Source organism: Methanococcoides methylutens (genome assembly GCF_000765475.1).
GTDB classification, from domain to species: Archaea; Halobacteriota; Methanosarcinia; order Methanosarcinales; family Methanosarcinaceae; genus Methanococcoides; species Methanococcoides methylutens.
The window spans coordinates 634,421-661,363 of the sequence record NZ_JRHO01000014.1; the positions used below are offsets into that span (position 1 = coordinate 634,421).

The window sequence follows — 26,943 nt, forward strand, 5'->3', positions numbered from 1 at the left end:
AATTGAAGAAAAGAATTATTCAGGCTTCTCAATAGATACATTACTGCCGTCAATCTCAAACTCATACCAGGGAGTAGGTTTTGGAGTAATACCCAATATCCTGATAGAATAACCGGAATCATTTTCCTTTATTTCTATCATACCATCAAAAAGCTGCTTCAGGGTAGCCACGGTCTGTGCATCATGCATTTCATCTTCCACTATGAAGATACCAAAGGAATTTGATGCTTTAATGCGACCTGTGAAAACATGTAAGAACCTGAACAATGTCTGAAGATTGGAATACATCAGGATAGTAGAAAGGGAATTGATACAGAATCTCAAGCCAGGGGCCTTTTTCTGAACAAGGAACTCCTCGAAATACTGACCGATCCTTACCCCGATACCTGTGAGATCCACAGGACTGGCTGCCCTTTTTATATGCTCTTTATCCAATGCAGGGATACCAAGTGTTTTTGTGACACAATCCACAATACCGAGATTCTCATTGTCAGTATCCAGACCGTTATTTGAGAACCAGTCCAGTACACGCTCCCCGGTCTCACGGGTAGAGACAATTATGGAAGAATCACCCTGTTTAAGCCCATTGCAGATAATAGTATTAACGAGATCATCCTTTCCACTCATAGGAGGGCCGATAAGCATCAGGTTGGTGCCCTCTTTAACACCACCGATCAGATCGTCAAGTTCTTTGATACCAAACAAATATTCAGCCATGTAAACATTCCTACAACGGACTTGTCAATGCGAATGCATGAGATCACCGGATTTGACCTGACGTTGCATTACTTCAGAGTAAATTAAGTGGGATTTGATCCACATTCAAATCGTACCTGTTATATTATATCCCTTATGGATACGTCATAAGGGATAATCATATTAATAATATATCTTTGCAGGGACTATATAAATATAGATATTAGGTGAACTCGCATACTCAAAATATTCACCTTATGTGTTTTACAACATGACCTGCTTCCGGAATGATGATCTCTGAGAGTGCAAGTTCAACTGCACCAGGTGATCCGGGAAGACAGAAGATCGCTTTATCCCTTATGATCCCGGCAGCAGCGCGGGTCAGTATAACTGCAGAACCTATCTGTTCAATGCTCTTGTATCTGAAAAGTTCCCCGAATCCGGGCATCTGCTTCTCGAACATCGGCACCAGGGACTCGACGGTAACATCAGTGGGAGTCAGACCGGTGCCACCAGTAGTGACAATAATGTCGGCTTCTTTTTGCAGGGCATCCAGAACAGCTTTCTTTATATCCGAGCTTTCATCGGAAACAAGCTCATAACCCAGTACATGATGACCATTCTTTTTCACAAGTTCCACCATCAATTCGCCGGATATATCCTCAGCATCTTCGGGAGACCGTGCTGATCCATATTTGGCAAACCTTGAGGTAGATATTGAGATCAAATAAAAACCAAGACTTTTTCGGGCATCTTTCCTGTGCTCATGAGTAACAGAGTCCATATGACAAATTATAGGCATGCAATATATATTGATTTCCAGAAGATACCTTTTTCAATATAAATACTAAAGATACTCCAAAACCTGGATATATAAGATGTAATTTAGTATAGCACGGGAAAAAAGGAAAATACATTTTCTATTGATAAGACTTATAAACCCCTAAGTAGTAGGGGGATGCATCATTGACACATTTACAACTTAAAGATTTTCAAGACGCGTTGCCAACATATCCAGAACAACGATCTGGCGACCAGATCAAAAAAGCAGGAAACCCAATGCGTTCTTAAGATCACACTGATCATATTAAGGAGGTTCAATCTCATGGTAAGAAAACCAGCAAGTATGTACAGAAACGTAAAATCACGCTCAAACACAAGACGAAAATATATGGGCGGTGTTCCAGGCAGTCACGTAATCCACTACGATGATGGAAACAAGACAGCAGAGTTCCCTGTGAAGATCACACTGATCTCAGAAGAAAGATGCCAGATCCAGCACAAAGCTCTCGAAGCTGCACGTATCACTGCAAACAGAACAATGACAACAGCAGCAGGTCGTAGCGCATACCACATGAAGCTCAGGGTATACCCTCACGAAGTTCTCAGAGAGAACAAGCAGGCTACCGGAGCAGGAGCGGACCGTGTATCCAGTGGAATGAGAGCAGCATGGGGAAAGAATGTAGGAACAGCAGCAAGAGTTGCTGCAGGACAGAAAGTATTCACAATATCTGTTAACAAAGAGCATTTCCCAATGGCAAAAGATGCTCTCCGAAAAGCTGGCCAGAAACTGCCAACCCCTGTAAGGATCGTTGTCGATCAGGGTATGGAACTGGTACAGTAAACAGAACACTTATCAAAAAAGAGGGTATCAAAATGGATGATTACGAAGCGCTATTGGAAAGGGCAATAGAAAACCTGCCAGATGTGGAAACTACGGATGTTCGTTTCGTAATTCCCGAACCCAGGATATTTGTGGAAGGTAAGACCACCGTCCTTGAGAACTTTGGGAACATTGCAGACGTACTGAACAGAGATCCGGACCATATTATGAAATACCTCACAAGGGAAATGGGAACTGCCGGAAAGCTTGATGGAAACCGTGCAATATTCCAGGGAAAATTCCCAAGAGAGAATATCAAATCAAATATCGACGCCTACGTTGAAGAGTATGTTATATGCTCCGAATGTAATCGCCCGGATACCCAGCTTGTCAAATCTGACAGGATAATGATATTGAAATGCTCAGCTTGTGGTGCACACCGTCCTGTTAAAAAGAGGAGGACCACAATTGCAACACCCCGCGATGCAGTCGAAGAAGGCGAGGAGTATGAGGTCAGGATCGATGCCGTTGGTTCAAAAGGAGACGGAATCGCTAAACTTGCCAAATTCACCATATTCGTCCCAGGCGCTGCAAAAGGCGATGTCGTAAAGATCAAGATCAAGAGGATCAGCGGGAACCTTGCATTTGCAGAACGCGCTTCTTAAGCAGCGTTCTTTGATCATAAACACTATTGATCTAGCCCTTTCCGAATTGTCTGCCCGGGACAAAACTGTCCAGGGGCAGATAATAAAGGAAACAGGATATAAAGAGGGTTTAGATGGACCGGAAACCAATTTCAATACCAGAGTTCGATGGACTTGTTGAAAGCGGTTTTCCAAACAATGATGTTGTATTCTTTACAGAACAGAACGAAACTGGCAAAACCGGTTTCGGAGTTCATTTTTTTGCAAATAACAAATACCAACAATGCCTAACCGGTGGTCTATACAAATATAAAAGAAATCCCTTAGAGACCATTAATTAATACATATCCAAAAGGCATCCATAGATCATGATGCAAAAGGTTGTAAGACCTGACATAGAGAGGATTTTGAAATGGCTAACACTGAAAGAAAAACAGACATGGACCAAAGTGAAGAAGACATTACAGTACTTTCACTCCCGGGCCTTACCATTGACCTGAAGCATCAGAACGGATTCCTACAACTGGAAGCAAAAGGCCATTTGCGTGGTGTTTGTTCCCCTTTCCTGAAAAAATTCAATTCTACCCTTGAAGCGGAAAAACCAGCCCTTGTTGAAAAAGACAGGGTTATAGCATCAACATGGTTACCACCAATACCGGGCAAGGTCTTCAATAGGCTCCTCTATGCCGAAACACAGATAGCGCTTGGAAAGTATATTCCAGAAACGGTGTCCTTTGAAATAACAAGACAGTGCAGATGTAAATGTGACCATTGTGTGATCAGCGGCGGTGAAGGCGACCTTGATGTCGATACTGTAAAACGGACAATCGATGAAGCCCTTGACATGGGAGCCGTTGTCATCACCTTTACCGAAGGAGACCCTCTTCTTCGAGAAGATATATTCGAACTTATTGATTACGTCGACAAGGACCGTGCCATTGTCAACATGTATACACCTGGCACAGATATGACACAGGAAGTTGCTGAGAGACTAAAGGAGGTCGGACTTCACAACCTTCTGGTAAGCATATATTCCACTGTTCCCGAAGAACATGATGATGTGCGAAAGCTGGAAGGCGCTTTTGAAAAAGCGACCAATGCCATCAGATATGGACTTGACGCAGGGCTTCTTGTTACAATGTGCACCCATGTTTCCCCGAAGAACATTGAAAAACTGACATCCATGTACCAGTTCGCAAAAGAACTCGGAGTGCATGAGTTCTCATTATGGGAATCCGTACCAAAGAAACCTGAAGACCCCATCATAACAGACGAGGACCGGGAAGTCATAATGGAAATGTACCGCAGGATAAATGCTACCGAGGACGGACCCAGAATATTCGCAAACACATACTTTGAAGGCGAGATGTTGGGATGTATGGCCGGCCAGCGCTGGTTACATGTGTGCGTTGAAGGATCAGTAAAACCCTGCCCCTACATACCATTCAGTTTCGGGAATATCAAAACAGATAACCTCAGGACGATCTGGAGCAGGATACGCAAGGTCAGTGACTTTAAAGGAGAGCGACACTCCTGCCTGATGCAGGAGAAGGACTACCTGAAACTTGTATCGAAGATACCTGAAGATGCCGGAACACCATACGACTTCGATCTTATCAGGTAACCGATATATACGTTCAGCTATTCAAGGATAATAACAAAATCTTAAGCGGAATTTGACAGAGGCAGCACATGAATATGAAACTTGATCCATGGGGTTCAGTCAATATTGACGATTACTCAAAATTGTTCGATGAATTCGGAATCCTTCCATTTGAGGACATTTGCTCTGAACTCCCTGACCCACACAGGTACATGCGCAGGAAGATAATCTTCGGCCACAGGAGCTATGACCTGATAACAGATGCAATGAAGAACAAGGACCCTTTTTCGGTCATGAGCGGTTTCATGCCCACCGGAGGCGGCCATCTCGGACACAAAATGGTCATGGAAGAGATCATCTGGCACCAGAAAATGGGAGGTGATGCTTTTGTAGGCATCGCAGACAGGGAAGCCTATTCAGTAAGAGGTGTTTCATGGGAAAAATGCCGTCAGATCGGAATTGAAGATTACATCGTAAGCCTGATAGCCCTTGGTTTTGAGCCAAACGGTCACATTTACTTCCAGTCAGAATCCGAAAATGTCAAGGAACTTACCTTCGAACTCGGTTCAAAAACGAACTTCTCCGAGCTAAGTGCCATCTATGGATTTAGCGGAGAGACAAGCGTGTCGCACATGACAAGCACCCTTTCCCAGAGTGCGGATATACTCCAGCCACAACTTTCAGAGTATGGCGGGCCAAAACCTACGGTAATCCCAGTAGGTGCTGACCAGGACCCACACATGCGCCTGACGCGTGGTATCGCACACAAGATGAACATGTTCAGGATCGAAGGACGCGAAGATAAGAACAATAACAAGTACTTCAGTGTTCGTAGCAAGGCTGCCCCTGAAGGCGCACTTGCGGATGTCGCGGAAAGACTGCCATGGGATACAAAGCTTTTCGAAGGACATGTTGATGTCTTCGGAGCTGATGATTATAACAAACTCCTGAACACCGTAAGGGAAGTTGAGATCGAGTACGGAGGTTATGCTTTTGTACCGCCATCTTCCACCTACCACAGATTCATGTCAGGACTGCAGGGAGGTAAAATGTCCAGCAGTGTACCTGAGAGTATCATTTCACTAAAGGAAGATCCAAAGGCTGCTGCAAAGAAAGTAAAACGTGCCAAGACCGGCGGCAGGATGACACTTGAGGAACAGAAAAAGCTTGGTGGGGATCCAAATAACTGTTCTGCCTTTGAACTCCTTATGTTCCACCTCGTAGAAGACGATAAAGAACTTGAAGAGATCTACGATGAATGTGTTTGCGGAAAACGTATGTGTGGCACCTGCAAATCCCTTGCCGCAGAACTGATGACCGAATTCCTGACAGAACACCAGGAAAAGCGTGAGCTGGCAAAGGACCGGCTGGATGATTACGGACTATAAACCCAAAAAGGACCCTGACCGACATGAGCAACTATAAACTTACTACAAATGAAAAAAATGTGCTGCTCGCACTGGATGAACTTGCATCCACAACCCCGGAAGATCTTGCAGAAAAAGCATCCATGAAAGTGGAAACTGCAATGCAATCCGCCTTTTTGCTCTCAGAGAACGGACTGGCAGAAGTGAATGATACAGTTACCGAACTGTACTCACTGACAGACGAAGGTCGCACCTATGCAAAAGAGGGACTCCCTGAGAGACAGCTTATCAGTGCCCTGTCCGAGCCAACACCCATCGATGACCTAAAGGAAAAGCTTTCACCAAAGATGGTGGGAATTGCGACCGGATGGCTACGTAAGAAAGGCTGGGCCAGCATTGAGAACGGAATGATGGTCCCATCGGGCGATGCAGAGGAAACTGAGGACGAGAAGATACTTGCCAGTTTCACAGAAAAAGCAAGCACTCTTGAAGAACTTGGAACAGATGGTAAGACCATAAAGGACCTGATCAAACGCAAGCTTGTTTCAAAGACCGAGGAAAAGGACCGTACCATCTCCATAACAGATGCAGGAGTCGAACTTGTAAAAGCAGGCATCACTATTGAAGAGGAGATAAACCAGATCACATCCCAATTATTGAAGAGCGGGGAATGGAAGAACAAGAACTTCAGGCCTTACAACATCCAGACCCCTCCAAGACCGGTTTATGGTGCAAAAGTACACCCATACCAGCGTCTTATCGACCAGATGCGTCAGATCTTCCTTGAGATGGGATTCACCGAGATCAAAGGAGATGTCGTACAAAGCTCATTCTGGAACTTCGATGCACTATTCCAGCCACAGGACCACCCTGCCAGAGAGATGCAGGACACGTTCCACCTTTCAAGCCGTTCAGAGCTTCCTGAAGACTACACTGAAGGCATAAAGGACATGCACGAGCATGGCGGTGACCTCCAGTCCACCGGATGGGGAGGAAAGTGGAGCGAGGATATTGCAAAACGCGATGTATTGAGAACCCACACCACTGCTGTTACCATCAAGTACCTTGCAGACAACCCGAACCCGCCGTTAAAGGCATTTTGTATTGACAGGGCATACCGCCGTGAAACCATCGATCCAACACACACGCCAGAGTTCGAACAGCTTGAAGGCGTAATCATGGACGAGAACATGTCATTTGCGAACCTTCTTGGATGCCTTGAAGAGTTCTATCACAGGATGGGATTCGAGGATGTAAGGTTCAGACCCGGATACTTCCCATACACAGAACCAAGTGTGGAACCTGAGGTATACATTGACGGACTCGGTTGGGTAGAGCTCGGCGGAGCCGGAGTGTTCCGTAAGGAAGTAACCGAACCCCTCGGGATCAAAACTCCCGTACTTGCATGGGGTCTTGGTGTTAGCCGTGTGGCAATGCTTAAGCTCGGACTCAAGGACCTGCGTGAACTTTACCAGTCAGACATCGAATGGTTACGCAAGAGCCAGGTGTGCCAGCTAAAAGATTGAAGAAAAGAATAAATGTAACATAAGCGGCTTTGTGCCGCTTAGATCTATTTTTATATTTATTTTAAACCGTATTAAAAGATCCTTGTCAGGATACCGGTCATCGACCCCGATTCCTTACCTTGAGCAATACCCTGGCAAAAAATGAACGTTTCATTTTCACAGCATTTGAAGGGCAGAGCTCACGGCAACAATAGCATAGGATACATTTACTGTTGTTTATCTTCAGGCGACCGTCTTTCTGTTCAATAGCATGTGCCGAACAGTTCATAACACAGGCACCACACAGGGTGCATTGTGAAGTATTGATAAAAGGTTTGATGGTGAAATACTTCCCAAGTTTTCTGACAAGGAACAGCGGTGCACTTCCCACAAGGGTTGTGCCTGAAAGCCTGAACTTCATACTTACATCATCAATAGGAACTCCCAATACTTCCGGATCCGTAGCACCATAACCACGCTCAATTGCGGCTTTGTTGGTTGGCACATCCATGGGATCAAGACCTATAACCTTTGATGATACAACATCAAGGGATACGCAGTCATAACTTGCCATCACTATGCCCACATCCACAGGCGTGCCTCTTGCAGGACCATTGCCTTCCATCCCCACAACACCATCCATTAACGCAAGATGAGGGACCCTTGCAGAATATATGTCTACTACTGCCTCTGAGAAAAGGTCCTTTTTAGCAAGCATATGGGCTTCTTTCCTGAGCTTTAAAGGAATACTACCGAACATGTTCTTGACAGAACCTGTAAAAAGGGTCAGTTCATGAGTCTTAAGTTTTGGAAGTGATATCACCACATCCGCATCCATTACAGGTTTTGCAATGTAGAGCTGAGAGAAATGTAACGGATCAGGAACATCAACGACAACATAGCCAGAGGTCTCAAAGCTCAGAACTTCTGCACCTGCCTTCTGGGCGGCGTCCCTTATGCCGGACATATCCAGGGCTTCCTCAGTAACTCCCGGATGAGTAATACCTGCACCATCGCCTACTATGGGAATGCCTCCTGCCTCCACAACAAGCTCACACATTGCAGACACAATAGAAGGATGTGTGGTGACCGCTTTCTCAGGAAGTGCTGCAGCAAGCAGGTTCGGCTTTAGAAGTACCCGCGCGCCCGGGAAGATAATGGCTCCAAGACCGCCAACAAGGTCAATTGCCTCCCTGACAGCTTCTTTGGCGTACGAGTAATCTTCACAGCGCACTATGGATACCTGAGTTCCCGGATTCATATCTTTTAGTAACCCCTTTCCCTGCAAGTATCTTTCAGCTTCTTCCTTGTATTGACTATCCCCATGATGTAGGAAGGGATCGTTCCGATAGCAGTACATGTCTCAAGAGAGATCCCCCCACATGTAATGTCAAGATGGTGATCCGAAAAGGAGAACAGTTTTTTGGGCAGACCTTTCCTGCCAAGTCCTACAAGAAGAAGATAGGACTGATTGTGCTCCACCCCATCTGCGATCTCTTCAGGAGTTACAGCGTATTTTTCCTCAGGCTTTGAACTGGTTATCACAGCAGTTCCGAACTGGGACTGGAAGCCCTTCTTTGGAAGGTCGAAGACAAAAAGGCGGTTGCTTTCATGAAGCAATTTCAGATATTTACCTGACTCACCGATGGTCGTCTTATCCATTACATATTCCACAAGTTCTTCCGGGGTCATCTTGAAAGGAAAATCAAAAAGACAAAGGGTAAAACCATAGGCGTAACAAATTGGTGCAGCCCTTGCAATTGCACGGTAATGGGCATCCAGCACCTTAATTTTATCATAAGTATTCACAATACCAAGCGTTAACACAATTCAGACCTCATCCGTTTGAATGCACATAACGTGCTGTTTACATCTATCAAATCTATCGCATTCCCTACAATCATCCCATAAATTAACTTTTTCAGACATCGGAAGTTCGATAAAACCTAATTTCCTGAAAAAGATAGGGGAAGTGGTCCTGACGTAGATCCTTTCTTTATTTACACTTTCAAAAATGGAGGAAACCATCTTTGAACCGATCCCGTTTCCACGATAATTGGGATGAACTGCTATAGAATGGATCTCACAGCAGCTCCGGTCCGCTAAGGCAGCAACACCCACGATCTTGCCATTGGCCTCTGCAACAATGAAATCATCGATAGGGACTTCATCCATATCAAGGAAATATGTTGAAAGAAGACACTCCACCGACTCACCGTCCTTTTCGCCGGCCCCCCTGATAGCTACATCAATATATTCAGACATTCTTATAGTACCTCGTCCATGCTTCCACTTCTGAAACCTTCCATGTCAAGCGTGACATAGGAATAGCCCAGTTCTTTGAAACGAGATAACAATTCGTCCCTTTTTTCATGAACAACAGGGAAATCATCAGGTAATATCTCAATACGTGCAATGCCATCATGTTCGCGGACCCTGACATGCGTGATCCCAAGGGACAGAAGGAAGTCTTCTGCACTTTCAATTCTCCTGAGAGATGCATTTGTTACTTCTGCACCATAAGGCAGTCTTGACAGCAGGCATGCATTAGATACCTTATCAGCAACTTCAAGTCCCAGATGGCGTGCTATCTGACGCACTTCTTTTTTAGTAACATCAAACTCCGTATAAGGAGTTAAGACCAGGCCTTCTGCTTCATTTATTGCAGCCCAGCCCGGTCTGCGACCGGTGATCTCGGAGGCATTGGTCCCTTCGACCAGCACATTCAGACCTTCCCGGCCCATTACATCTTTCAATGTTTTCATGACGAGCTTCTTACAATAATAACATCGATCCTGATCGTTCTGCCTGATCATTTCATCGGACAGCATGTCGTGTTCCAGTACAATATGACGGATACCGATCTGTTTGGCAGTCCTTTTTGCATCCTCCAGCTCACTTTGGGGTATCGCACAGGAATCAAGGGTCACTGCAAGAACATTGTCCCCCAGAACTTCAAAAGCAAGGGCCGCCAGAGTTGTACTGTCCACACCTCCGGAGAATGCGACCAGTACTTTTTCTTTTTCAGCTATCGCCCCTTTGATCCTTTCGATCTTTTCGGAAAGGGATGATCTTTCAGGTATGCTCATGATAATTCCAAAGGTCCATATGGATAAATAAGTAGTGCAAGCTGCAAAATAGGGCAGTATACAGATAAAGTTTTATTAATCCAACCATATAAATGAAGTGACTTACTTATTATTATAATGAGGGCTCTGGGGATGAGAGCTCATTTACAAACAAGAGAGAAAGGTGAAAAAGTGGAAAATGAATGGCAGATCGACTTGAAATTACCGGATATCGGAGCCATGGCCACACTTATGGCAACCTCCATATGCTCTGCAATACTGGGTGCTGCAGAGATCGCATACACTATGATGTGGATAACCTCCGCCTATGAGCGCCACGGAAAGAGCTTCTTCATAGACCTGATAAACGCAAATGACCTTACATGGACCGCCGAATTCATAGTCGTAGCAGGATCATTAATGCTACTTTCATCAATGGTCTTCCTGACAACCATGTTCTATTCCCTGATAGAACTAAATGCAGTGACCAAACCGGAAAAGACGGTCAGAATGAAGATCGTATTCATATTGTTCATCATTGGCATAGTACTGCTGTTCCTGGCACTTACTTCTGCCATGATCCTGAGATACATGTGATCAGAAGAACAAACATGCAAAAATACAGGATGGAAATATCATGAACTTTACCAATATCACAGGCAGCATAAAGGAAGTCCCAAAACCTAAAGAAGAGAAGAGGACAAGGTTTGAGGACATACAGAAAACAGCGACCAAAACAAAGAGGGTGATGTATCCGATCTCTGCCATTGTCGGGCAGGAGATGATGCTTCGGGCACTCATTCTGAACGCCATTAACCCTTCAATTGGCGGAGTGCTGATAAGAGGACAGAAGGGAACCGCAAAATCGACCGCTGTAAGAGGATTGGCGGAGATCCTTCCGGAAATCGAGGTCATTGAAGGATGTAAGTACAACTGCGACCCCCTCGACCCTGAAAAGTTCTGCTGGGAATGCAACGATAAGCAGAAGAAAGGAATGATCAAGATCGAAAAATCACCCATGAAAGTGGTGGATCTGCCGGTAGGTGCCACAGAGGACAGGGTAGTAGGCAGTCTTGATATCGAAAAGGCGGTCAAGGAAGGGGTGCAGGCCTTTGAACCAGGCATCCTGGCAAATGCCAACAGGAACCTCCTGTACGTGGATGAGATCAACCTGCTGGATGACTTCGTGGTTGATGCTTTACTGGATGCAGCTGCAATGGGCGTGAACACCGTTGAGAGAGAAGGTGTAAGTGTCAGCCATCCTGCCAACTTCATCATCGTTGGAAGCATGAACCCTGAAGAAGGAGAACTTCGGCCACAGCTTCTGGACAGGATAGCCCTGCAGGTGGAAGTTGAAGGTATTGCTGATATCGAGCAGCGTATAGAGATCATTGAAAGAAGGAACCAGTTCAACAAAGACCAACATCAGTTCAGAAGGGATTTTGAGAACGAACAGGAAAAGCTGCGTACAAAAATAATCAAGGCAAAGCAGTTGCTCGGAAGGATCACTACCACACGTGAGAATCTCAGGACGATCGCACAGATATGCGTGGCATTCAATGTTGATGGTCACAGGGCCGACATTATGATCGAGCGTACTGCACGCACAAATGCTGCTTACGAGAACCGTGAAAGAATCACAAATGAGGATATTATCGAAGCCGCTGAGATGGTTCTCCCCCACAGGATGCGAAAGAAACCTTTCGAAGAAGAGGAGTTCAGTGCAGAACAACTTCGTGCTGTGGTAAATGGAACTATCTGATAAGGGATAACGGATGAAGGACAAATCTGCTGCTACCCGTATGCGAAGAGAACTTGACCGGGATTATGACATAAAGGTCTTCAATCCCGGAAGGCCTGTTCTCAGCATAAGGTTGCCACTGGAGGAGCTCTCACAGATCAGCGGAGAGAATACATTAGCAGTGCATGATGAATTGCTTATCAGGACTGAAACACTTCATCCGGAAGATGTAGAAGACGTTTTTATTATTTCGGACAACGACCATGTTGTTGTAGACCCTATCTCTTTTTTCAGTTCAATTAATGAAGAGATCAGCGCTTCGAAAGCTCCTGCTGAAGAACTAAAAGACGAAACTGATCCTCTACCCATTGCTGACCCGATCGAAATTATGAACATCGAGGTCACCGAAGAGATCGAAGAATGCAGTAATGAAGAAATCCAGGTTCATCTTGTTCCAACAGAATACGAACCATGTGTTGAGAGTGGACCGCGAAGGATAAGGAAAAAGGCTCCGGCACTTGTCAAAAAGACAAACAATAGTAGCAGCAGTAACGATGAAATAAAGACCGTGACCAGGCCTCGTGAGACCGCATTACAAACCGTTTCGAAAGACACTATGCTGACCGAGTACCAGCAGCCGGAAGAGAAACAAGAGGATGAGAAAGTACAGTCTGATCCGGATGCAGGCAGGTCAGAAGCAAAAATCCCTTCATTAAAAGAAAAAACTGCAAACGACGAGAAGAAAGATCCTTTAGAGGATGAGAAGGTCGTTAGCAAGATACTCACCGATTTTGCCAGGAACAAGCAAAAGAAGAAGGTCGTTTCAGGAAGGCTAAAGTCCGGCAGGCGTGCGGAAGTGCTCACCAAAAGCAAGCGTGGCAGATATGTAAGATACCGGATGCCGGGTGACAAGATCACGGACATTGCTATTGCTCCCACCATCCGTGCAGCAGCACATCATGCTGTGGACGGGAAGATCGTCGTTAAAAAGAGCGACATACGGGAGAAAATAAGGCGGCGAAGGATTTCCACGCTCATTAACATCGTCTTTGATACGTCCGGCTCCATGGATGAGAGTGAGAAGATAAAGATCACAACAGATGTTGTCCTTGCATTGCTGAAAGATGCATACCAGAGAAGGGACCGTGTTTCACTTGTCACATACAGCGGAAGGTCAGCAGAACTTGTGCTGCCGTTCACATCATCGGTGGAAGCTGCAAAGAGGTATCTGGAAATGGTCCCGTTCGGAGGCACGACCCCAATGGCATCAGGAATGCTTACCGGGCTTGAGACACTGCTTCAGGAGGTTAAGCGTGAACCTGCTGCAGTCCCTATTATGATACTTGTCACAGATGGTACGGCAAACGTTTCGATGCACCTTGGAGGCAACATCAAACGGGAACTTATGCAGGTGTGCAGGAGGGTCGCAGACCACAAGGTCAACATGCTGGTAGTTGATATCAGCAATAGTGGCAGTGTACTTGCCGAAGGTCTGGCGGAGGTTGCCGGTGGCAGGTATTACCATCCAGTACTTTTAAGTAAGGAAACACTTTATTCTGCAATAAAAGAGGAACGTGACGATCTGACAGATATTGCATCTTCTGCTTCGCCTGAAGTGACGAGAACATGATCGTAACGGACCAGGGCTGTTAATTGGCCTGACCTAAATGTAAAGGGCACGATAATATGTTAGAAGTTCTTCAGGAATCACTCCGGAAAGCACCTATTGTGAACAGAGGCGAATACCCTTATTTTATTCACCCGATATCAGACGGCGTACCATCACTAGAGCCCGAACTGCTCGATGAGATCGCTGAACACATGATCAGCATCGCAGGTACCGATTACGACAGGATAGTCTCTATCGAGGCAATGGGGATTCCCCTTGCAACTACCCTGTCCCTGAAGACAGGCATCCCATTCTCTATTGTAAGGAAGAGGCAATACGGCCTCGAAGGAGAGGTTATCCTTTCCCAGAGCACCGGCTACTCAAAGGGAGAGCTTTACATCAATGGCGTGAACAAGGGCGAAAAGGTGCTTGTGGTCGATGATGTGATCAGTACCGGAGGTACATTAAAAGCACTTCTGCCGGCCCTTGAGAAGATGGGAGCACAGATCACAAACGTGATCGTTGTTATCAGCAGGGGCGATGGTGCCATTAAAATGCGTGATATGGGCTATGAGATCAACACCCTGGTCAAGATAGATGTCGACCAGAACGGAGTCTCTATTCTGGAGGTGGCTGGTGAGCAGCAGTGAGCCTTTCGACTTCCAGATCGAACATATTATTGAGATTATAAGGGATGTACAGCCTGCAATTATCGGATTGCAGTTCCCGGAAGGTTTTAAAAGGCGTGCACCTGCCATTGCATCACAGATAAGTGAAGCTACAGGTGTTGACATACTGATATCTGCAAACCCCTGTTATGGGGCATGCGATCTTGATGTTGCTATCCTTGACAATGTTGACCTTTTGTTCCATTTCGGCCATGCTCAGCTTGATGATAACAAATACAGCGAGAAGGTCATTTTTATCGAAACACGCTCTGATACAGACGTGACGGAAGTCGTCAGGAAAGCTGTTCCTGAGCTAACCGGAAAGCGTGTAGGAGTGCTTACCACAGTGCAGCATATACAGAAGCTTCCGGATGTTTGCGACATCCTTGAATCCGAAGGAAAGGAATGCCTGATAGGAAGAGGAGATAGTAAGATAGCCTATGCAGGGCAGGTCCTCGGATGTAATTTCTCAGTTGCTGACGGCCTTGACTGTGACGAGTTCCTTTACATCGGCACAGGACAGTTCCACCCCCTTGGCGTTTCACTCGCCACCGGCAGAAGGGTATTGATCGCGGACCCGTTCTCAAATGAGGTGCGTGAGGTAGATCCAAGAAAAATACTGAAGCAGCGCAGTGCAGTCATTGCCAATTCACTGGATGCGGAAACCTTCGGAATACTTGTATCAACAAAACCCGGGCAGGACAGAATGCCACTTGCCAGGGAATTGAAAGAGCTTGCTGAGAAGAAAGGCAAGACAGCTTACATACTTACAATGGACCTGATAACACCTGACCAGATGCTGCAGTTCAAGGTGGATGCTTTTGTGAGCACCGCCTGTCCAAGACTTGCAGTTGACGAGGTTGGCAGGTTCTCTGCGCCTATGCTCACCCCGCAGGAGTTCGAGATCGTGATCGGAGAGCGCGAGTGGGAAAATATGACCTTTGATGAGATAAGGGGAGAGTAAGGAAGTGATGAAACAACGCAAGCTGGAGATACTTCTTGAGAAGGTAAGAAGTTTTGACTCCCCGGATGTCACACTTGAACAATATTCAACTCCATCCGTACTTGCTGCGGAACTGCTCCATTTCGCATTCATGAAAGGCGACCTTGATGACACTGTCTACGACCTGGGCTGCGGCACAGGGATGCTGGCAATTGGTGCTAAGCTCCTGGGAGCCGAGAGGGTCGTCGGCTTTGATTCCGATCCTGCTGCCCTTGATATTGCGAGGGAGAACGCCGAAAAGCTCGGAGTCGAGGTGGAATTTGAATGTCTTGATGTAAGACAGGTAAGGGGACATGCACATACCGTTGTGATGAACCCGCCATTCGGAGCACAGGTTAAGGGAAGCGACAGGCCGTTCCTTTCAACTGCCATGAAGGTTGGGGATGTTACGTATTCCATACATAATAGTGGAAGCCTGGCCTTTGTCAAAAAATTTATAGAACCTGCTATAATAACAGAATGGTATAATACAGGGTTTCCAATAAAACGAACCTTTAAATTCCATAAAAAAGATGTAGAAAGAATTGAGGTAGAAATATACAGGATAACAAAGGTAAGTGACCAGGACAGTTGAGCAAAATAACCTGGCATATCTAATCTACAAGAGGGATTCCTATTAGAATAAGAAACCGTAAGAAAACGACCAGAAGGAACATCAAATCTTCAAACGAAGAGACAAAGGTCGAAGAAGAAACAGTAAAAGCTGCCAGCGAAAAGGTAGAAGTGGCAGAGAAAAAGACCGGGGAGAGGGAACAGAGCAGGGCTCCTAAGAGAGAAAGCGCGCCCCGTAAAGACAGCAGAGATTCCAGAAGGGATAACAGAGATTCCAAAAGGGAAAGCAGAGGACCCAGGAAGGATAACAGAGACTCCAGGAAAGACAACAGGGGCAGATCCAGACCTAAACAGGAACCAGAGCCTGAACCTGAAGTTGAGGAGCTTGAACACATATCTGCTGAAGAGAAGACCTTTGTACTGCCAGGAGACCTTATCGGCACTACAGAAGAGTTCGAAGGCGGAGACAACACATTTACGGTCAGGGGAGATATCCACTCACTCGCTACCGGACATGTAATGGTCAACAAGAAGCGCAGGAAGATCTCAGTCAAACCAACCACAAGCGTACCTCCTACCATTGAAAGAGGAGATGTTGTCGTTGGAACGATCATGAACGTGCGCGATTCCATGGCACTTGTGCAGATCGGCGCTATCAAAGGAAACGATGACCGCGAGTTCATCAATCCGGGCATCGCTGCTATCCATGTGTCCAATGTGAAGGAATCATACGTCAAGGAAATGTCACAGGAGTTCGCGGTTTCAGACGTTGTCAAGGCAAAGATCATCAACACTGACAACATGAGGATGACAACTGCCGGTGATGAACTTGGAGTTATGACCGCAACATGTTCAAATTGTGGAACCACACTTAAGCTCGATGGCGATAAACTGAAGTGCCCTGAGTGCGGACATGTTGAATCACGCAAACTGTCATCAGGCTATGGCACAGGTATAATTTGAGCATATCACATAATCATTGCAGGAGATCAATTAATGGAACTTAAGATCTTAGAGAAGTCAGAAGATGAAATGAAACTTGAGATAGCAGGAGAGAGTCACACCCTCCTGAACATGCTCAAGATCATTCTTCTTGAGGACGAACGCGTCCATACGGCATCATATGACATGAAACACGTTACGATCAGTGACCCGGTCCTATTCGTCAAGACCGAGAACGCTGATCCTATAGATGTTGTCAAGGATGCTGTTGCAACACTTATCACAGAGTGCGACGAGTTCATCTCAGTCTTTAACAAGGCTGTTGCATGAACCTTTTTTCTTTTTGCAACTTAAAGCAATAGTTGGAACTTTACAAAAAACACGGCTGCATTATAGCCTGACCCTGATGTGAATATATGACACTTGATGATGCATCATTACAGAAATTTGGATTTATCGAACGCCCAGCCAAGGGTTTGATCAATATCGACCCCCTGCAGACCGGAGGAATACTTACAGAGGACGCCAGACGCGCACTTGTCGAATGGGGAGATGGTTATTCCATCTGCGACAACTGTGGCGGTGTCCTTGACCTTATCAAGAAACCACCGGTGCAGGAATTCGTGCACAACGCCCTCCCGGAGTTCCTGGGAGTGGACGAAGCACGAGTCACCCACGGCGCTCGTGAGTCAAAGTTCGCTGTGATGCACGCAGTGGCACAGGAAGGCGACACCGTAGTCCTGGACGGCCTTGCACACTACTCCTCAGTGGTCGCTGCACAACGTGCCCGCCTGGAGATCAGAAAGGTGCCACACACCGAGCGCCCGGACTACTACCTCGACCCTGAAGGCTACGGTACTGCAATCGAGGAAACCATCGCTGAGACCGGTAAGGCTCCAGCACTGGCACTCCTGACATATCCTGACGGCAATTACGGAAACCTTGCAGATGCCAAAAAGATCGCATCCGTCTGCCACGAGTACGACGTCCCCCTGCTCCTCAACTGCGCATACTCCGTGGGAAGGATGCCTGTAAACGCCAAAGAACTGGGCGTGGACTTCATCGCAGGAAGCGGACACAAGTCCATGGCAAGCTGCGGACCCATCGGAGTCCTGGGTGTCAACGGCGACTATGCCGAAGAAGTGTTCAGGAAATCCCCAACCAACAAGAACAAGGAAATAGAGCTTCTGGGCTGCACAGCCCGCAGTGCCACCCTGATGACCATGATAGGATCATTCCCCGAGGTCGTCAAACGAACCCGCAACTGGGACAACGAGGTAGCAGATGCCCGCTGGTTCTCCGAAAAGCTCGAGAACCTAGGCCTCATCCAGATGGGACAAAGACCCCACAACCACGACCTCATGTTCTTCGAGGCCCCCAACCTCTACGAGATCTCCACAAAGGTCAAAAAAGGAAGATACTTCCTCTACAAAGAGCTAAAGGCCCGCAACATCCACGGCATCAAGGCCGGCCTGACCAAATTCTTCAAGCTCAGCACCTTCGGCGTCGGCAGGGAAAATCTCTCCTTCATCGCAGACTCCTTCGACGAGATCATCCAGAAATACGAGTGAGGATGACCTCACTTTCTCTTTTTGTATTTTCACTTAACAGATAGTTGCAACACTGCCTGAACCGCTAACAGAAGACCAAAACAGCTATAATCTAAAAAGAATAATGGAAGAGAGTACAAGTGTGCGGCTGTGGTTTAGAGGCTATGACCTGAGCTTCCCAAGCTTGGAACCCGGGTTCGATTCCCGGCAGTCGCATGGGTTTCTGATGGTGATTTTTGCAGGGAATTGAGCTATTCATTTATCACATTCCAACTTATTCAATACTTCATTCAAACCAATTTGTTCATAAAAACCATTTACTTCTTCTGCATTCAGTTCATCTATATCAAAGTTACATGCCACTTTAGTTTCAAAAGAAGAAATTAAACCCAACCTATTTTTAAAAAGCTGTAATGAAATGTATGCATCCTTCATATTTTGATAAAAATCGTACTGAATTTTCAAATAAATTATATATATAGTATAAATGCAGTCAAACAAAATAGAAACTTATTAATATAGTGATTATTCTAAGTAATCTAAAAAATAATTTTAAACAGAAGCTGACCTAATGAGTTTAAAAAAGAATGTAATGGTTCTCGCAAGTGGTGGGATTGATTCTACAGCGTGTATTCATTATTATCTATCTCTTGGCTTTAATGTTAAATCTTTTTTTGTAAATTTTGGTCAGAAATCTTTTAAAAAGGAATATGAAAGTGTCCAAAAGGTTTCATCTTACTATGAAATCGAATTATCATCTATAAAATGCAATTTTTCAAATAATTTTTCAAATGGAGAAATCACTGGAAGAAATGGATTTTTGGTTCTTTCAGCAATTATGGCAAACCCTCATTTTAAAGGATTACTTTCTTTGGGAATACACTCTGGAGTGCCATATTATGATTGCACTCCTGCTTTTGTGCATGATATGAATAGAATTGTTGAATCCTATACAGACGGTCAAGTAAATCTGGATGCGCCTTTTCTGAATTGGGATAAGCTTATGGTATATGATTACTGCAAAAATGAAGATGTGCCTGTTAATTTAACTTATAGTTGTGAAAATGGTAGATTTAAACCGTGTGGTCAATGTCTTTCATGTTTGGATCGGAGAATCTTAGATGCTAGCCAGAAAATTAGAAATTAAATACAACGATATTGGTATAATAACTACTCCAATACTATTACCATCTTTATCAAGTAGACTCAATCTTGATATATCCAATACAATTAGACTACTGAGTGAAGTTGTAACAGGACCATTTCTAATAAGTTCTTATGACACCCATTATTGTAAAAATTTCCCAAAGATTGAGTTTCCAAATCTGATATTCCTTGATAGTGGTGGATACGAATGCACAGTCGATAATGATGTTTCTGAAATGGGCCTATATAAGCCAGAAGCTTGTTCTTGGGATGAACAAACTCATCTTGAATCAATAACAAATTGGGAGTCGGAGATCCCTACCGTAATCATTAGTTATGATCATCCATCGAAACGGGAAAATTTGGAAAGTCAAATTGAAAATGCAAAGAAATTATTTCAACTGAAAGACCATTTTTTAAAAGAGCTATTAATTAAACCTGAATCTTCAAATGAAAATACCGTAAATATCAATAATGTAATCGAGAAATTGGATTTGTTAAATGAATTTGACATTATTGGTTTTACCGAAAAAGAACTCGGAACATCTGTGCTCAAAAGAATGGAGAATATTGCAAATTTAAGAAAAAAAATGGATGAGAAAGATATTCAAATACCCATTCATATTTTTGGCAGTTTAGATCCTATTACTACTCCACTTTACTATTTTTCAGGTGCAGATATTTTTGATGGGCTTTCATGGTTGAGATTTACATATGAAGAACAATCTGGTAATGCAGTATATAGAAATTGTATTGGACCAAAGAAAAATGGAATTCATGCAAACATGAACTTCATTTGGTTAAGTTCAATATATAGTAATTATAATTATCTCGGAAGACTTGAAATTAACTTAAAAAAATTCAACGATTCCCATGACTTCAGTATTTTTGGAGAAAATAAAGAATTTTTTAAGAAGTCGTGTGATGACCTTTCTGAAGCAATTGGAGGGTTTTAATGGGAGGATCAGGAGGAGGATATTACTATCCTTCGTCAAATAGGTATAAAGAAGACCTTGATAAAATTAGACAAGAAAGTTATGATGAGTCTTTTGAAACTTCTGTAAATGAACTTATTGCAGAAAAATTAGGGGAAGCAAATTCAAGGGATTCTGTGAAAACAAGGGAGTATTTGGATCAGATTAAGGAAATTATTGAATCTGATATTGAAGGAACAGTAAATCTTCAATTTGGTGGTTCAGTCAGTAAATTCACTTATGTTGAAGGACTTAGTGATGTTGATGCATTGTTAAAAATAAATAATTCAGAATTATCCGATAAAAGTCCGAATGAAGTATTAGAATATATCAGATCGAGGTTTGAATCTGAAATAACCAATGCTAACGAAATTAAAGTTGGGAAACTAGCAGTTACTATAAAATATAACGACGGAACTGAAATACAAATACTTCCAGCTATTAAAAGAAGAGATGGCTTTAAAATTCCAGCTCGCAATGGAAAAGAATGGTCTAATATTATTCGACCTGATAAATTCGCATCTCGATTAACTGAGGTGAACCAAAATTGTGGCGGAAAAGTTGTTCCAGTTATCAAAATGGTAAAACACATTAATTCAAATCTTCCTCCTGAACAGCAATTATCAGGATATCATATTGAGTCATTGGCTATTGAAATCTTCAAATCATATCCAAAAGAATTGAATCGAACTAATAAAACAATGACAAAATATTTTTATCAAGAAGCGAGTGAGAAAATAAAAAGTCCAATTAAAGATAGAACAAATCAGTCACTTCACGTTGATGATTATCTATACAGTGAAAATTCGCCTCAGAGAGTGCGTATGAGTTATATATTGAGTAATACCTACAAAAGAATGAAGGCTGCTGATGATATGAAGTCAGTAGAAGCATGGAAGTATATTCTTGGTGACGATTAATGAATTATGAGTTATTACAAAAGTACAATTTTGCAAAAACGATTGTCATTGATCAAGGATTCCATGATGAAATTAGCTGGCAAGCTAAAATATCTTTTGAAGATTTGGATGAGAGAACGTTCTTACGTGAATTTTCATGGGTAGTTCTTTCTTCTGGAATGAAAAATACAGTTATTGAAAAGAAATTCGATCCAATCTCGAACTGCTTTTATGAATGGGAATCTGCATCATTGATTGCTAAAAATTGTACACAATGTTTAAAATCTGCAATCAAGATATTTAACAATAAAGCAAAGATGAGTGCAATCATTGATGCTGCAAGTAGGATTAATAAAGAAGGATTTTCCAAAATAAAGAAACTAATAGAAAAAGATCCTATTAAGTTCCTACAGGAATTCAAATTCATTGGACCTATTACAGTTTATCATTTAGCAAAGAATATTGGACTGGACTTTGCAAAACCTGATCGCCACCTTCAGAGAATTGCATCTATGCACAACTATTCAGATGTTCAATCATTTTGTAGAGATATTTCAAAACATATTGGGGATAGTGTTCCCGTTGTAGATATTGTGTATTGGAGATTTGCTACAATTGAACCTGATTATCTCAATGTACTGTCCTCTCTAAATATAGATACTAACACATTATTGAAACATTAAATCAAATATTTTTTATAGTTGTGTTATTTAATAAATATCAGAGGCTATTCTATTGATCGAATTTGATATCTATAAAAAGGAAATAAAACAACTTGAACATAAAGCAAATATGATGAGGGATATGCATTCATATCAATTTCAAAAATACGAATGGCTTTCAAAATTTTTCTCTTTAATGATAATTGCATTGTCGGCAATAGTATCTGTATTAGCCATAGTAGATCCTAGTATATTTTCTATCGATAGAAATTATATTGATTCTTTTCGTAATTTAATTGCGATTTTAGCATTTATTATCTTCTTGATATCGCTTATTGATAAAATATATGGAATTAATGAAAATGCAAGAAAACATGAACAAGCTGTTAAAGTTATGACTGATTTTATAGTGGAATGTAACAATTTCAGGAAATTAGAAACTAACTCATGTGGTAAAGAAGAGATCAAGTTGAAAGTCGATTCGTTAGAAGCCCAATATTCACTAATTAATCAAATGAACCCTTTTCCAGTTATTTCAGATGAAGATTTCATAAAAGCCAAAAAAAAACATTTGCTCAAGGTCGAAATTAGTAAAAAACTGAGCAAGAATCCTCATGAAGAAATAGACGATTACGTTAATAAAAGATGGTTGATTAATGCACTTAAATGGATGAGAGGTCTATTGTTTTAACCTACCTTAAGCATTCCAATTCCCAACATACCACGCAATAAACCAAAAGCGAACACATCTCCATCCACTCATCAATCTCCTCACCCCCTCTTCGCACTGGGAAGTGTCGTGCTAAAATTCAAAAATCTCCACAATGCCACCCCCCAAAGAATAATATAACAATTCAGATAAATTATAGTGCATGGGGGAAATCACAACTAGCGAATTAGCTGAAAACTTGCATAATTATAAGGTAATCGACATCCGACCTATCGATGCCTATAATGGCTGGAAGGAAGGCGGAGAGGCAAGAGGCGGGCACATTAAGGGTGCGAAGACGCTGCCTTACAAGTGGTTACACTATATTGACTGGATTGAGATCGTAATGAATAAAGGGATCCTGCCGGAAGATTCCCTGGTCATTTATGGGTATGACACACAGAAAACAGAAGAGGTTGCAAGGCAATTTGAAAAGGCCGGCTATCCTGATGTAACTGTTTACAACTCATTTCTTGAATGGGCGGAAAAGGATCTGCCCATGGAGCATCTTGCAAGATATAGACAGCTGGTCTCGGCGGACTGGCTCGATCAATTGATCACTACGGATGAAGCGCCGGAATATGACAATGATAAGTTCGTGTTATGTCATTCTCACTACAGGAACCCTTCCGATTATGATGAAGGGCACATTCCAGGAGCAATATCCATTGACACCAACTCTCTTGAATCAGAGGTGACATGGAATCGGCGTTCTCCGGAAGAGATAAAGGAAACCCTGGAAAACGCGGGGATCACTCATGATACAACGGTTATTCTCTATGGAAGGTTCTCTGCGCCAAGTTATGATGATCCGTTGCCGGGAAGCAGTGCAGGCCATCTGGGTGCAATGAGATGTGCATTCATCATGCTTTATGCCGGTGTGAAGGATGTTCGCATACTTAACGGTGGACTGCAGTCATGGGTTGATTCAGGTTATGAGATCACTAAGGAGCCTGCTAAAAATGAGAGGGTGTCTTTTGGAATTGAAATTCCTCACAAACAGGAGATTATGGTTGATCTTGAAGAAGCAAAAGAGATCCTTGCATCCCCGGACAAAAACCTGGTGTGCGTTAGAAGCTGGAGAGAATACATCGGGGAAGTGAGTGGGTACCATTACATTGAAAAGAAAGGCAGAATTCCGGGAGCAGTATTCGGGGATTGCGGAACAGATGCTTACCACATGGAAAACTACAGGAACCTTGATCACACCATGCGCGAAGCTCAGGAAGTTGCAGAGATCTGGGAGAAGATCGGGATAACTCCTGAAAAACGCAATGCATTCTACTGCGGAACTGGCTGGAGGGGCAGTGAAGCCTTCTTTAACGCGTGGCTCATGGGCTGGGATAAAGCAGCGGTCTATGATGGTGGATGGTTCGAGTGGAGCAATAACGATCTTCCTTTTGAAACAGGGGTACCGGAAGAATGATCATCGAAGATTTCATGCCACAGGTAGGGGATAGTGTAATTAGGGAAAAACTGGCAGCCTGCCTGAGGTCCGATCCCAAAACACTTCCTTCCATGTACTTCTACGACCATCGTGGATCAGAATTGTATGAGGAGATCACTAAGTTAGAAGAATACTATCCTCCAAAGATCGAGATCCCATTGCTCAGGTCAACTGCCCGGAAATTGAAGCAGGAGCTGAAAGACTGTGATCTTGTAGAGCTTGGAAGCGGGGACTGTTCGAAAATTTCCGTATTTCTCGATGAAATCCCGGAAGAGATTCGCCAGACCATCGTGTATTACCCTGTTGACGTCTGCAAAGATTCCATCGAGAAATCTGCCTGTAACCTTCAGAATAAATATCCCGAAATGGGAATCCATGGGATCACCGCTGACTTCCTTGAGCATATTGAAAAGATCCCGGGAAAAAGAAAACGGTTCTTCTGCTTCTTCGGAAGCACGATCGGCAATTTTACCGAGGCAAGAGCAATGGAATTCATGGCAGATCTCGGAAAGGCCATGAATGAGAACGACAGGCTTCTCCTTGGAGTGGATATGGTAAAAGATATTGACATCATCGAGAAAGCCTACAACGATCGCCAGGGGATAACCGCAGAATTCAATAAGAACATACTGAAAGTTACAAATGATCATCTTGGGACCGATTTCGATCCGGAGGAATTTGAGCACGTTGCATTCTTCAACAGGGAACATTCCAGGATCGAGATGCACCTGAAAGCAAAGGATGATCTGGAAGTGGCAAGCCCAATTCTGGATGAGAAGATAATCTTCAAAAAAGGTGAGACGATCCACACCGAGAACTCTCACAAATACACTGTAGAGGGTATCAAAAGAATGGCAGGCGCTGCCGGGCTTTCCGTAGAGAACATCTTTAGCGATGATAAAAAATGGTTCTCCCTTGTAGAGATGGTGAAAAGATGACAGATTTTGCAAAGGATTTCCCGATACTTTCACAAAAGGTGTACGGGAAAAGACTGGTCTATCTTGATAACGCGGCAACGACCCAGAAACCGGACTCTGTGATCGACACGATGTCCGACTTCTACAGGACAGAATACAGTAACATCCACAGGGGTGTGCATTACCTGAGCGAGGTCTCAAGTGAGAAGTATGAGGAAGCACGCAAAAAGGTCAGTGACTTCATAGGTGCTCGCAACCCGAGTGAAGTGACATTTACTTCCGGAACAACCGGTTCCATTAATCAGGTCGCACGCTCACTTGAACCTTCCTTAAGGGGAAATGAAGTCCTTGTGACCGGTGTGGAACACCACTCGAATATCGTACCATGGCAGCTTGCAGGTGCAAAGGTAAAGGCAATTCCCATGGATGAGGATTGCAAATCGCTGGTTGACTCAATGGAGATCACAAGTCGAACAAAATTGATAGCAATCGCGCATGTCTCAAATGTTCTTGGTTCTGTAAATGAGATCAGGGAGATCACTGAGATTGCAAAGGATCACGACATCCCGGTACTGGTGGATGCAGCCCAGTCAATACAGCATCTGCCTATTGATGTGAAAGAGATCGGTTGCGACTTCCTGGCATTCTCAGGCCATAAGATGTATGCATCCACCGGAGTTGGAGTGCTTTATACAAGCGATCGCTTCAGCGATATCATGCCGGCAATAGGCGGAGGGGGCATGATCGATAAGGTAACCTTTGAAGAAACAACATACCTGGAACCTCCCCTGAGGTTCGAAGCCGGCACACCGGACATCGCGGGAGCAATAAGTATCGGTGCAGCAATCGATCACATGCAGAAAATAGGCATGGACAAGATACAAAGCCATGAGCATGAGGTCTATTCCTACGCAAGGGACAAACTGCTGGAAATGGATAATGTGACAGTTTATGGAAATACCAAACAGATGTGCGGAGCTGTCTCATTCAATCTGGACAATATTCACCATTATGACACAGGATTGATACTGGACAAAATGGGGGTTGCCGTCAGAACCGGGCATCATTGCGCTCAGCCATTGATGAGATCACTAGGTATCGAAGGCACGGTCAGAGCAAGTTTTGCATTGTACAACACAAAAGAAGATGTTGACATGCTGATCGAAGGGATAAACAAAGTAGAGATGATGTACAAGTGAACGATGCTATCCAGGATGAGATCATCAAGCAATTTGAAGGCCTTGAATGGTTTGACAAATATGGTCTCCTTATCTCTTTTGCCAAAGAGCTCGAACCCATGAGCGATGAGTTCAAAACCGAAGACAATGCGATCAGCGGATGCCAGTCCAAGGTCTGGATCAGAAGCCATACTGAAGATGGAAAATTGATCTTTGATCTCGATAGCGATGCGATGATAACGAAAGGGATCATTTCCCTTGTAGCTAAGGTGGTGAACAATCGCCCCCCTCAGGAGATATTGAATGCTGACCTGTATTTCATTGATAAGATCGGATTAAAATCAAACCTCTCACCTGCGAGATCAAATGGGCTGAAGTCGATCATCACCAGAATAAAAGAGGTAGCTAAAGAAGAGGCTGATTCGAACAGCTAAAAAAGAGTGGAATGATGCCAGAACAT

Annotated in this window: 31 protein-coding genes and 1 tRNA gene; 25 read left to right on the forward strand and 7 right to left on the reverse strand. The window is 43.8% G+C overall.

Annotation, left to right across the window (positions count from 1 at the left end; translation table 11 throughout):
• Positions 1-15: 15 nt before the first annotated feature.
• Together LI82_RS10290 and LI82_RS10295 are read right to left on the reverse strand one after the other, a co-directional pair.
• On the reverse strand, positions 16-717 hold the full coding sequence (locus LI82_RS10290) for an RAD55 family ATPase (protein ID WP_048195528.1): 702 nt from the start codon (positions 715-717) through the stop codon (positions 16-18).
• A gap of 229 nt (positions 718-946) precedes the next feature.
• Entirely contained in the window at positions 947-1,480 is a 534-nt protein-coding gene (locus LI82_RS10295) for a MogA/MoaB family molybdenum cofactor biosynthesis protein (RefSeq protein WP_048195530.1), read from the reverse strand.
• 321 nt (positions 1,481-1,801) lie between these two features.
• Between LI82_RS10295 and LI82_RS10300 the strand changes: the two genes are divergently transcribed.
• The 6 genes from LI82_RS10300 to pheS all read left to right on the forward strand — a co-directional run bounded on the left by LI82_RS10300 (position 1,802) and on the right by pheS (position 7,439).
• Positions 1,802-2,320 (forward strand): 50S ribosomal protein L16, encoded by a 519-nt coding sequence (locus LI82_RS10300; protein WP_048195532.1) that lies wholly within the window; start codon positions 1,802-1,804, stop codon positions 2,318-2,320.
• Between the two features lie 32 nt (positions 2,321-2,352).
• The gene (locus tag LI82_RS10305; protein ID WP_048195533.1) at positions 2,353-2,964 is read left to right on the forward strand and encodes a translation initiation factor IF-2 subunit beta; all 612 of its coding nucleotides are present in this window, start codon (positions 2,353-2,355) and stop codon (positions 2,962-2,964) included.
• Positions 2,965-3,077: 113 nt separating this feature from the next.
• Complete coding sequence (locus LI82_RS10310; RefSeq protein ID WP_048195534.1) at positions 3,078-3,284, forward strand: DEAD/DEAH box helicase family protein; 207 nt, start codon at positions 3,078-3,080, stop codon at positions 3,282-3,284.
• Between the two features lie 71 nt (positions 3,285-3,355).
• Positions 3,356-4,567 carry a radical SAM/SPASM domain-containing protein gene (locus tag LI82_RS10315; RefSeq protein WP_048195535.1) on the forward strand — a complete coding sequence of 404 codons (1,212 nt, stop codon included), beginning with the start codon at positions 3,356-3,358 and terminating at the stop codon, positions 4,565-4,567.
• A 68-nt stretch (positions 4,568-4,635) separates the two neighbouring features.
• A complete protein-coding gene (locus tag LI82_RS10320) occupies positions 4,636-5,934 on the forward strand; it encodes a tryptophan--tRNA ligase (protein ID WP_048195536.1) in 1,299 nt (432 codons plus the stop codon).
• A gap of 23 nt (positions 5,935-5,957) precedes the next feature.
• Complete coding sequence (pheS, locus tag LI82_RS10325) at positions 5,958-7,439, forward strand: phenylalanine--tRNA ligase subunit alpha (RefSeq protein ID WP_048195539.1); 1,482 nt, start codon at positions 5,958-5,960, stop codon at positions 7,437-7,439.
• 97 nt (positions 7,440-7,536) lie between these two features.
• Here pheS and LI82_RS10330 read toward each other — a convergent pair whose 3' ends face one another.
• Genes LI82_RS10330 through larE form a run of 4 tightly spaced genes read right to left on the reverse strand, consistent with a single transcriptional unit; the run spans position 7,537 to position 10,507 of the window.
• The gene (locus LI82_RS10330) at positions 7,537-8,679 is read right to left on the reverse strand and encodes a DUF362 domain-containing protein (protein WP_048195541.1); all 1,143 of its coding nucleotides are present in this window, start codon (positions 8,677-8,679) and stop codon (positions 7,537-7,539) included.
• 5 nt (positions 8,680-8,684) lie between these two features.
• On the reverse strand, positions 8,685-9,245 hold the full coding sequence (locus LI82_RS10335) for a DUF531 domain-containing protein (RefSeq protein WP_048195543.1): 561 nt from the start codon (positions 9,243-9,245) through the stop codon (positions 8,685-8,687).
• 3 nt (positions 9,246-9,248) lie between these two features.
• Positions 9,249-9,683, reverse strand: coding sequence for a GNAT family N-acetyltransferase (locus LI82_RS10340; protein ID WP_048195544.1), 435 nt, complete (start codon positions 9,681-9,683; stop codon positions 9,249-9,251).
• 2 nt (positions 9,684-9,685) lie between these two features.
• Positions 9,686-10,507, reverse strand: coding sequence for an ATP-dependent sacrificial sulfur transferase LarE (larE, locus tag LI82_RS10345; protein WP_048195545.1), 822 nt, complete (start codon positions 10,505-10,507; stop codon positions 9,686-9,688).
• 132 nt (positions 10,508-10,639) lie between these two features.
• Here larE and LI82_RS10350 point away from each other — a divergent pair, with 132 nt between their 5' ends.
• The 10 genes from LI82_RS10350 to LI82_RS10395 all read left to right on the forward strand — a co-directional run bounded on the left by LI82_RS10350 (position 10,640) and on the right by LI82_RS10395 (position 18,767).
• Entirely contained in the window at positions 10,640-11,083 is a 444-nt protein-coding gene (locus LI82_RS10350; protein WP_236622730.1) for a hypothetical protein, read from the forward strand.
• Between the two features lie 40 nt (positions 11,084-11,123).
• Positions 11,124-12,248, forward strand: a complete 1,125-nt coding sequence (locus LI82_RS10355; protein ID WP_236622731.1) for an ATP-binding protein — start codon at positions 11,124-11,126, stop codon at positions 12,246-12,248.
• A 13-nt stretch (positions 12,249-12,261) separates the two neighbouring features.
• Positions 12,262-13,857: a VWA domain-containing protein gene (locus LI82_RS10360; protein ID WP_048195546.1), complete on the forward strand. Its 1,596-nt coding sequence runs from the start codon at positions 12,262-12,264 to the stop codon at positions 13,855-13,857.
• A 56-nt stretch (positions 13,858-13,913) separates the two neighbouring features.
• Positions 13,914-14,486, forward strand: a complete 573-nt coding sequence (gene hpt, locus LI82_RS10365; RefSeq protein ID WP_048195548.1) for a hypoxanthine/guanine phosphoribosyltransferase — start codon at positions 13,914-13,916, stop codon at positions 14,484-14,486.
• Positions 14,473-15,468 (forward strand): diphthamide biosynthesis enzyme Dph2, encoded by a 996-nt coding sequence (gene dph2 / locus LI82_RS10370; protein ID WP_236622732.1) that lies wholly within the window; start codon positions 14,473-14,475, stop codon positions 15,466-15,468. Before hpt ends, dph2 begins: the two co-directional genes overlap by 14 nt.
• A 7-nt stretch (positions 15,469-15,475) precedes the next feature.
• The gene (locus tag LI82_RS10375) at positions 15,476-16,081 is read left to right on the forward strand and encodes an METTL5 family protein (protein WP_048195550.1); all 606 of its coding nucleotides are present in this window, start codon (positions 15,476-15,478) and stop codon (positions 16,079-16,081) included.
• A 149-nt stretch (positions 16,082-16,230) separates the two neighbouring features.
• Complete coding sequence (locus LI82_RS10380) at positions 16,231-17,022, forward strand: exosome complex RNA-binding protein Csl4 (RefSeq protein WP_236622733.1); 792 nt, start codon at positions 16,231-16,233, stop codon at positions 17,020-17,022.
• 33 nt (positions 17,023-17,055) lie between these two features.
• Positions 17,056-17,331, forward strand: a complete 276-nt coding sequence (locus LI82_RS10385) for a DNA-directed RNA polymerase subunit L (RefSeq protein WP_048195551.1) — start codon at positions 17,056-17,058, stop codon at positions 17,329-17,331.
• A gap of 86 nt (positions 17,332-17,417) precedes the next feature.
• The gene (gene pscS, locus LI82_RS10390; RefSeq protein WP_048195552.1) at positions 17,418-18,572 is read left to right on the forward strand and encodes an O-phospho-L-seryl-tRNA:Cys-tRNA synthase; all 1,155 of its coding nucleotides are present in this window, start codon (positions 17,418-17,420) and stop codon (positions 18,570-18,572) included.
• 123 nt (positions 18,573-18,695) lie between these two features.
• Positions 18,696-18,767 (forward strand) — tRNA-Gly (locus LI82_RS10395).
• Between the two features lie 39 nt (positions 18,768-18,806).
• Here the strand turns inward: LI82_RS10395 and LI82_RS10400 are convergent.
• Positions 18,807-18,986, reverse strand: a complete 180-nt coding sequence (locus LI82_RS10400; RefSeq protein WP_135607199.1) for a hypothetical protein — start codon at positions 18,984-18,986, stop codon at positions 18,807-18,809.
• A gap of 136 nt (positions 18,987-19,122) precedes the next feature.
• Here LI82_RS10400 and LI82_RS10405 point away from each other — a divergent pair, with 136 nt between their 5' ends.
• The 9 genes from LI82_RS10405 (at position 19,123) to LI82_RS10445 (ending at position 26,917) form a co-directional block, all read left to right on the forward strand.
• Positions 19,123-19,698 (forward strand): 7-cyano-7-deazaguanine synthase, encoded by a 576-nt coding sequence (locus LI82_RS10405; RefSeq protein ID WP_048195555.1) that lies wholly within the window; start codon positions 19,123-19,125, stop codon positions 19,696-19,698.
• A complete protein-coding gene (locus LI82_RS10410) occupies positions 19,673-20,653 on the forward strand; it encodes a hypothetical protein (RefSeq protein WP_048195556.1) in 981 nt (326 codons plus the stop codon). The genes LI82_RS10405 and LI82_RS10410 overlap by 26 nt, the downstream gene beginning before the upstream one ends.
• On the forward strand, positions 20,653-21,591 hold the full coding sequence (locus LI82_RS10415; RefSeq protein WP_048195558.1) for a CBASS oligonucleotide cyclase: 939 nt from the start codon (positions 20,653-20,655) through the stop codon (positions 21,589-21,591). Before LI82_RS10410 ends, LI82_RS10415 begins: the two co-directional genes overlap by 1 nt.
• Positions 21,591-22,253: a hypothetical protein gene (locus tag LI82_RS10420; RefSeq protein WP_048195559.1), complete on the forward strand. Its 663-nt coding sequence runs from the start codon at positions 21,591-21,593 to the stop codon at positions 22,251-22,253. Before LI82_RS10415 ends, LI82_RS10420 begins: the two co-directional genes overlap by 1 nt.
• Before the next feature lie 52 nt (positions 22,254-22,305).
• Positions 22,306-22,923 (forward strand): SLATT domain-containing protein, encoded by a 618-nt coding sequence (locus tag LI82_RS10425; protein WP_048195561.1) that lies wholly within the window; start codon positions 22,306-22,308, stop codon positions 22,921-22,923.
• Positions 22,924-23,104: 181 nt separating this feature from the next.
• The gene (locus LI82_RS10430) at positions 23,105-24,367 is read left to right on the forward strand and encodes a rhodanese-like domain-containing protein (protein WP_048195563.1); all 1,263 of its coding nucleotides are present in this window, start codon (positions 23,105-23,107) and stop codon (positions 24,365-24,367) included.
• A complete protein-coding gene (egtD, locus tag LI82_RS10435; RefSeq protein ID WP_048195565.1) occupies positions 24,364-25,326 on the forward strand; it encodes an L-histidine N(alpha)-methyltransferase in 963 nt (320 codons plus the stop codon). Before LI82_RS10430 ends, egtD begins: the two co-directional genes overlap by 4 nt.
• Positions 25,323-26,504, forward strand: a complete 1,182-nt coding sequence (locus LI82_RS10440; protein ID WP_048195567.1) for an aminotransferase class V-fold PLP-dependent enzyme — start codon at positions 25,323-25,325, stop codon at positions 26,502-26,504. The genes egtD and LI82_RS10440 overlap by 4 nt, the downstream gene beginning before the upstream one ends.
• Positions 26,501-26,917, forward strand: coding sequence for a SufE family protein (locus LI82_RS10445; protein ID WP_048195569.1), 417 nt, complete (start codon positions 26,501-26,503; stop codon positions 26,915-26,917). The genes LI82_RS10440 and LI82_RS10445 overlap by 4 nt, the downstream gene beginning before the upstream one ends.
• Positions 26,918-26,943: the final 26 nt, after the last annotated feature.